The 6,311-nt window shown below is 70.5% G+C and carries 6 protein-coding genes; 3 read left to right on the plus strand and 3 right to left on the minus strand.

Annotated features, from left to right (window positions below; genetic code table 11):
• Nucleotides 1–44 precede the first annotated feature (44 nt).
• Entirely contained in the window at nt 45–539 is a 495-nt protein-coding gene (locus VFZ09_RS11235) for a CarD family transcriptional regulator (protein WP_013939202.1), read from the minus strand.
• Nucleotides 540–874: 335 nt separating this feature from the next.
• Between VFZ09_RS11235 and VFZ09_RS11240 the strand changes: the two genes are divergently transcribed.
• Both VFZ09_RS11240 and VFZ09_RS11245 read left to right on the plus strand, forming a co-directional pair.
• A complete protein-coding gene (locus tag VFZ09_RS11240) occupies nt 875–3,223 on the plus strand; it encodes a DNA internalization-related competence protein ComEC/Rec2 (RefSeq protein WP_329727527.1) in 2,349 nt (782 codons plus the stop codon).
• Between the two features lie 4 nt (nt 3,224–3,227).
• Nucleotides 3,228–3,482 (plus strand): hypothetical protein, encoded by a 255-nt coding sequence (locus tag VFZ09_RS11245; RefSeq protein ID WP_329727528.1) that lies wholly within the window; start codon nt 3,228–3,230, stop codon nt 3,480–3,482.
• A gap of 3 nt (nt 3,483–3,485) precedes the next feature.
• Here VFZ09_RS11245 and VFZ09_RS11250 read toward each other — a convergent pair whose 3' ends face one another.
• Entirely contained in the window at nt 3,486–4,685 is a 1,200-nt protein-coding gene (locus tag VFZ09_RS11250) for a carbohydrate-binding family 9-like protein (RefSeq protein ID WP_329727529.1), read from the minus strand.
• A 100-nt stretch (nt 4,686–4,785) separates the two neighbouring features.
• Between VFZ09_RS11250 and VFZ09_RS11255 the strand changes: the two genes are divergently transcribed.
• Nucleotides 4,786–5,721, plus strand: coding sequence for an FHA domain-containing protein (locus VFZ09_RS11255; RefSeq protein WP_329727530.1), 936 nt, complete (start codon nt 4,786–4,788; stop codon nt 5,719–5,721).
• A gap of 21 nt (nt 5,722–5,742) precedes the next feature.
• On the opposite strand, the gene VFZ09_RS11260 is transcribed toward VFZ09_RS11255, so the two are convergent.
• Nucleotides 5,743–6,114 carry a nuclear transport factor 2 family protein gene (locus VFZ09_RS11260; RefSeq protein WP_329727531.1) on the minus strand — a complete coding sequence of 124 codons (372 nt, stop codon included), beginning with the start codon at nt 6,112–6,114 and terminating at the stop codon, nt 5,743–5,745.
• Between the last annotated feature and the right edge of the window lie 197 nt (nt 6,115–6,311).

A 6,311-nucleotide genomic window follows, 5' to 3' on the forward strand; every position in this document is an offset into this window, starting at 1 on the left:
CCACCATCGGGGAACCGGGGCTTTCTACATCCGCGTGAAGCGGATCAGGCCAGGTTGAAGATCTTCTTCAGGTCCGACTCGATCTCTTCCTCGGAGCAGTCCTTCGCCAGCGACAGCTCCTTGATGAGCAGCGAGCGCGCCGTATCCAGCATCTTGCGCTCACCGAACGACAGATCCTTGTCTCCCTTCAACAGGTAGAGGTCGCGCAGCACTTCGGCGATCTCGAACACGGAGCCCGTCTTGATCTTCTCCATGTACTCCCGGTAGCGACGGTTCCACGTCGTGGAGTCGACCGAGATGTCCTTCTCCTTCAGGATGGAGTAGACCTGCTTGACGTCCTCCTCGCTGATGATCTCCCGGAGGCCCACGGAACCGACCTTGTTGATGGGGATCATGATCCGCATCCCATTCTCCAGGATGCGCAGCACATAGAAGGACTGCCGCTGTCCGGCGACCTCGGTGTGCTCAATCCCCATCACCTCGCCCACACCCTGCCCAGGGTACACAGCCTTGTCGCCGGTCTTGAAGCTCGTCTGCACTCTTACCGCCTCCTCTAGGATGGCTTGGCTCGACTCGACACCCGGCCCAGAAAGCCGCTCATGAATACCACGATTCACCCCTTACAGCAACATTGCAGTCTTGACCCGCCCGGGAATTCCTGACTAGCCTGCGCGCCTTTGCGTGTGTGCGGTCGCCCGGTAGGGCGATGCACCACGACGGGACGGAGCGGGTTGCTGGGTGGTGGGGGTGGGGCGTGGGCCGTTATTCGTGGCGCGATCTGACCGGGCGTCCTCTGTTCTTCCCTGCTGTGAGCTTGATGCTCGGCGCGGGGTTGGGGCTTGGAACGGATGCCATCGACGGATTATTTCAGCTTATGGCCGCGTCTTTCGTGGGTGCGGCCGCCCTGGCGCTCGCTCGCCTGCCTGGTGCCCACCTGGGCGTGCTCCTGAGCCTGGGGCTCACCGGCGCGGGGCTCGCCAGCCTGGAAGCCGGGGTGGATGTGCCGCCCGCCCTCCGGGAGGGAGGCGCCGCGGTGCTGGAGGGCGAGGTGGAGCGCGTGGACCGCTTCGAGGACTCCACCCGCGTCCTCCTGGCCGTGGCCCGCGTGGGACAGGGGGCCGGCACCCCCGCCCGCTTCCACACGAGCCTGTATGCCCATGGAGCGCCGCCCTCGCTCCTGCCCGGACAGCGCATCCGCGTGGAGGCCCGGCTCAAGACGCTCGAGTCCGCTTCGAATCCCGGAGAAAAGGACTTCTCCGCAACGCGGCGGCGGCAGGGGCTCGCCTTCACCGGCAGCTTCCCGAGCGCGGGCATGCTGGTGCTCTCCCCGCCCCCGCGCTGGCGCCAGCACCTGGTGCGCACGCAGGAGGGCCTCACCGGGGCCGTCCACGCCGTGTCCCCCTCCCCCGAGGCCGCGGCCCTCTTCCTCACCCTGGCCGCCGGACAGCGCGCCGCGCTCGATGACGGGCTGGAGGAGGACTTCTCCCGCAGTGGGCTGGCACACGTCCTCAGCGTGAGCGGGCTGCATGTGGCGGCGCTCGCGCTCATGACGCTCGCCCTGCTGCGAAAGCTGCTCGTCCGGGCCGGAGCGCGCATGCCGGGCCTGCGGCGCGTGGAGGCCCGGCGCCTGGCCGCCCCCGCCTCCGTCCCCTTCGTCTGGGCCTACGTCGTCTTCACCGGCAATCAGCCGCCCGCGGTGCGCTCGGCCGTCATGGCCACGGTGGTGCTGCTGGGGCTCGCGCTCTGGCGCCGGGCCGATGGGCTCAACAGCCTCGCCGCCGCCGCCGCGCTGCTCGTCGCCTGGACTCCCTCCAGCGTCGCGGACCTGTCGCTGCAGCTGTCCTTCCTCGCCGTCTTCAGCCTGCTGATGCTCACCCCCGCCCTGCGCGAGGCCGTTCCCGTGGCTCCGCCCGATCCCCAGGAGCCGCATCGGCTCAAGCGCCTGCTCGCGAGCACCCGGGAGACGGTGCTGGAGACGTTCTGCGCGAGCGCCGCCGTGACGGTGGCCAGCCTGCCCCTGGTGGCGGGCACCTTCGGGCGCGCGAGCCTCGCGGGGCTCGTGTCCAACATCGTCTGCATGCCCCTGTGCGGCCTGCTCACCGGCTTCGCGGCGGGCGGCGCGGCCCTCTACGTCGTGTCGCCCGTGCTGGCCACCCCGCTGCTGTGGGGCGGCGCGTGGGCCTCGCAGGTGCTCCTGTGGCTCACGCGCTTCTTCGCGCACGTGCCGCTGGCCACGATGGACCTGCCCGCCTTCGGCCTCGTGGCCTCCCTGCTCTACGCCGCGGGGCTCGCGTGCTGGGCCCTCGGTGAGCGGCGCGCGCGTCTGGGGGGACTGCTCGTCCCCGTGGGGCTGGCGCTCGTCTTCGTGGTGCCACGGCTCGTCCCCGAGCCCGGCCTGCGCATCACCTTCCTCTCCGTGGGCCAGGGCGATGGCATCGTGCTCAGCTCCCAGGGGCACCATGCGCTCATCGACGGCGGCGGCGTGCCCGGCGGCGCGGATCCGGGCCTGCGGGTCGTCGTCCCCTTCCTGCGCGCCTCCCGCATCGAGCGGCTCGACCTGGCCGTCCTCTCCCATCCCCACCCGGACCATGCGCTCGGGCTCATCTCCGCGCTGGGGCAGGTGCCCACCGAGCGGCTCTGGCTCTCCGCCGGCAGCACGGACGGGCACCTGTCGAAACAGCTCATCACCGCGGCCACCGGCGCGCAGGTGGAGCAGGTGCAGCTCGGCCATCCGTCCTTCCAGCTGGGAGAAGCGACCCTGGAGGTGCTCGGCCCTCCCGAGGATCGCGAGTTGATGGAGGGCGTGAACGACAAGAGCGTGGTGCTGCTCGTGCGCCATGGCGACGTCACCGTGCTGCTGCCCGGCGACGTGGAGGAAGAGGGCGAGGCCGCGCTGCTCGCCAGCGGGAAGCTCGGACCGGTGACGGTGCTGAAGGCGGCGCACCATGGCTCCCGGACGTCCTCCACCGAGGACTTCCTCGCGCGGCTCCGGCCCCGCTTCGCCGTCTTCTGCGTGGGCCGCCGCAACCGCTTCGGCTTCCCCCATCCCGAGGTGGAGGAGCGCTACCGCTCGCTGGGCACCGAGTGTCTGCGCACGGACGTCCACGGGGCCATCACGCTGGAGAGCGATGGGCACGATGTCCGGCTGAGCACCTTCCTGCCCGCCGAGCCCCTGGTTCCCCAGACCCGGGTTGCCCACACGGCCGCCCATCACCAGCCTTGAGGCGATGATTTCCGACGACCTGGATCTGCGTCAGCTCACCGCCGACCTGAAGCACATGCTGGCCCCGGGCGAGCCCGTGGGCTACCTGCGAGGCAAGTCGCTCATGCGCAACCTGCTCGTGGAGACGAAGGGCTTCTCGGAGCTGGAGGCCGAGGAGCTCATCGACACCCTCGAGCTGCGCGGCTTCCTGCGCTTCCTCGGGGACCCCACCGAGCGCTCCATCGCGGACTCCCACTGGGAGCTCTCCCCGCACTCGTAGCGGCTACTCGAAGACGAGCCAACCGAATCGCGGCAGCGCGTGGAAGTCCCCCACGAAGAGGGGCGAGAAGGCCTGGCCTTCCACCTGCTGCCGCCCCACGTGCTCCAGCCGGTACAGGTTGAAGCGCCAGCGGTCCCCCTTCTTCGGCGGACGGTTCGGCACCTCGGCGAGCCGCTCGAAGGGAATCCGCATCTCCACGCGCCAGCCCTCGTCCCGGTCCTCGGGATTGTCCAGCGTGCCGCGCACCTTCACCGCCGTCTTCATCCCCGAGTCCCAGCTCAAGTCCATCCCCTGCCGGCGCGCGGGGAAGTACGCGTCGAAGTTCACGTTGTGCGGCGACACCTGCAGCTCGTTGTAGGTGCGCCCGTCCGCGTTCGCGTCGAGGAAGATCTCCACCACCTCCTGCTCGTAGATGGGCGCGTCCCGCTCGCGCAGCGTGCCCCAGACATCCGGATCCTCCACGTCGAAGGCCACGTAGAGGTTCTGGTCGTCGTAGGTCAGGCGCGCCTCGGTGCGTAGCGAGGGCTGACGCCCATCGAAGCTGCCACGCAACACCACCGGGGCCGCGTCCTTCCACACCGCGTCGTCGAGCTCCCCGTCGATGACCGGGGCCTTCGCCGCACGGCGGACGGTGTACTCGGGCAGCGGCGGAGGGCCACCGCCGAGCTGCGGGCCCAGCATCCGGTTGTCACCGCCGTGCGCCTTCGGGTCGTCCACCGGGAGGCGCTCATCTCCCCGCCAGAAGCCGAGCAGCACCCGCGCGGGCGCCGGAGGCATCGGCACCGTGTGGACGTCCTCCACCACCTTGCCCACGGGCCACGTGCCCAACGGGGCCGCGCCTCCCGCGAAGTCGTGGTCCGCGTTGACCATCATCTGCCCGCTGGCGGCGTCCACCACGTGCACGAAGAACTGCCAGCCCCGAGGCACCTCGCGCTCGGCCTGGAAGTAGTGCTCGAGCTTCACCGGCTGCCCGGGCGCCGCCACCGGCGGGGAGACGCGCGTCCCGAGGTAGCGCACCGCGCCCCCGCCGAACGTGGCCCCGCCGCGGTACGTGAGGTCCGCCGGCGCGGCGTCCAGCACCCGGGCCTGGGCGGGCGGAGGCAGGGCCTTGGCGCGGGGTTTCGGGCCGGCCTGCTCGTCGCGGCAGGCGGTGGCGAGCAGCGTGAGCGTCAGCAGCGTCAGGAGGCGGGAGGCGGAACGCATCGGGCCGCGAATCCTAGGGTCCCCTCCCCCGGATGTCTCGGAGAAGGGGCCCGGCCCCGTCCGCACGCGTGGACGACGGGCCGGAGACGAGACGGCCCGGATGCGGCAACCCCCCGCGATTCCACTGGCCCGCCCCGGCACCCGGTTTGCCTCGGCCAGGGGCATGCACTTCGAATTCGAGCACATGGGCACTTCCACCCCCTTCGAGCTGCCCGAGGGCGTCCACCTGCTGGGTGGCGCCGCCGGGGACCAGGTCCAGCTCGAGGGGCTCCCCCCGGGTCTGCTGACGCTGCGCATCGAGAGCCACCGGCTGATGGTGGAGGCCACCCACCCCTTCACCGTGGGGGGCGTGGGGGTAGCGCCCGGAGTCCCCCGCCTCGTGCTGCCGGGAGAGGTGGTGGGCCTGTCCGAGGAGATGCGGCTGAAGGTGAAGGCACCGGACGGAGACGCCGAGCGGGAGATGGGCACCATGGCCGTGCTCAAGCACCTCCTCGGGGACCTGGAGGAGCCGCCGCCTTCCCGGGCCGCCTCCCTGCAATGCCTCATCGGGGCGGACGTGGGCCGCACCTTCGCCCTCGCCGAGGCGAGCACCGAGCTCGGCCGGGGCAAGGACATGGCCGTGCGCCTGCGGGACATCGCCGTGTCCCGCCGCCACGCCCGCATCCGCCACCACGAGGGCGCCTTCCTGCTGGAGGACCTGGACAGCCCCAACGGCCTCTTCCTCAACGGGAAGCTCGTGAAGACCCCCACCCCACTCCACGAGGGCGACGTCATCGAGCTGGGCCGCACGCTGCTGCGCTTCCAGGCCCCCATGGCCACGCCCGAGACGGAGACGCCTCCATCGCCCGAGACGACCCCCACCCCGGCCGAGACGCCCGCTCCGGCCGAGCCAGCCCTCGCGGACGAGACACCCGCGGCCCCCTCCGGCGAGGACATGCCGGAGCGCCCGCGGGTGCGCTGGGAAGCGTGGCTCATCGGCCTCGGGGCGGCCCTGGCGCTGGTGGGACTGCTCGCCACCTACGCTCTGGCCCCCTGACACCCCGTCCGACGAACGGCGCTATGCCCGCCGAGGGTTGAAGAGCTCCGACGTGTCGACGTAGGCGTTGTACTCGGCGAGCTTGCCCTGCTCGAAGCGCGAGATGGTCGCCCACGGCACGGTGAGTTTGCTGCCGTCCTTGCGCACGTAGGTGACGAACCCGTTGGCGAAGGCGCGGTCCTCCACGGTCCAGCAGTTCTCGAACTGGTGGCTGATGCCGCCAATCGCTCCGAAGAACCCATGGATGAAGTCCTCGATGCGGCCACGGCCGACGACCGGCTCGTTGTTTCCGAAGCGGAAGACGCCCCCCTCGGTGAAGCACGCCGAGAAACCGCGCGCATCGAGCGCATCCACACGCGCGAACATCGCGTCGATGAATTCCTTGTGACTCATGTCTGCGTCCCTCTCCATGACAGCGCCCGGATCGAGCGCTGCGCACCAGAGGGGGACTCTAGCCCGGATTATTCACCGGGACAGAGGAGAAGGAGGGCGGTTGCGGGCGTAACGCCCTGATTTAGCTTGGGTTTGCTCAAGACTCAGGCCGCATCAGAAACGCCCGCCCGCATGACACACCGTACTCCAGCCGTTCT

The organism is Archangium sp., from assembly GCF_036277355.1.
GTDB lineage: Bacteria > Myxococcota > Myxococcia > Myxococcales > Myxococcaceae > Archangium.

Bases quoted from the DNA above. Each gene is read 5' to 3' on its own strand.
- VFZ09_RS11260 (WP_329727531.1), bottom strand. From the start codon at position 6,114: ATGAGTCACAAGGAATTCATCGACGCGATGTTCGCGCGTGTGGATGCG.
- VFZ09_RS11250 (WP_329727529.1), bottom strand. From the start codon at position 4,685: ATGCGTTCCGCCTCCCGCCTCCTGACGCTGCTGACGCTCACGCTGCTC.
- VFZ09_RS11255 (WP_329727530.1), top strand. From the start codon at position 4,786: ATGCGGCAACCCCCCGCGATTCCACTGGCCCGCCCCGGCACCCGGTTT.
- VFZ09_RS11240 (WP_329727527.1), top strand. From the start codon at position 875: ATGGCCGCGTCTTTCGTGGGTGCGGCCGCCCTGGCGCTCGCTCGCCTG.
- VFZ09_RS11245 (WP_329727528.1), top strand. From the start codon at position 3,228: ATGATTTCCGACGACCTGGATCTGCGTCAGCTCACCGCCGACCTGAAG.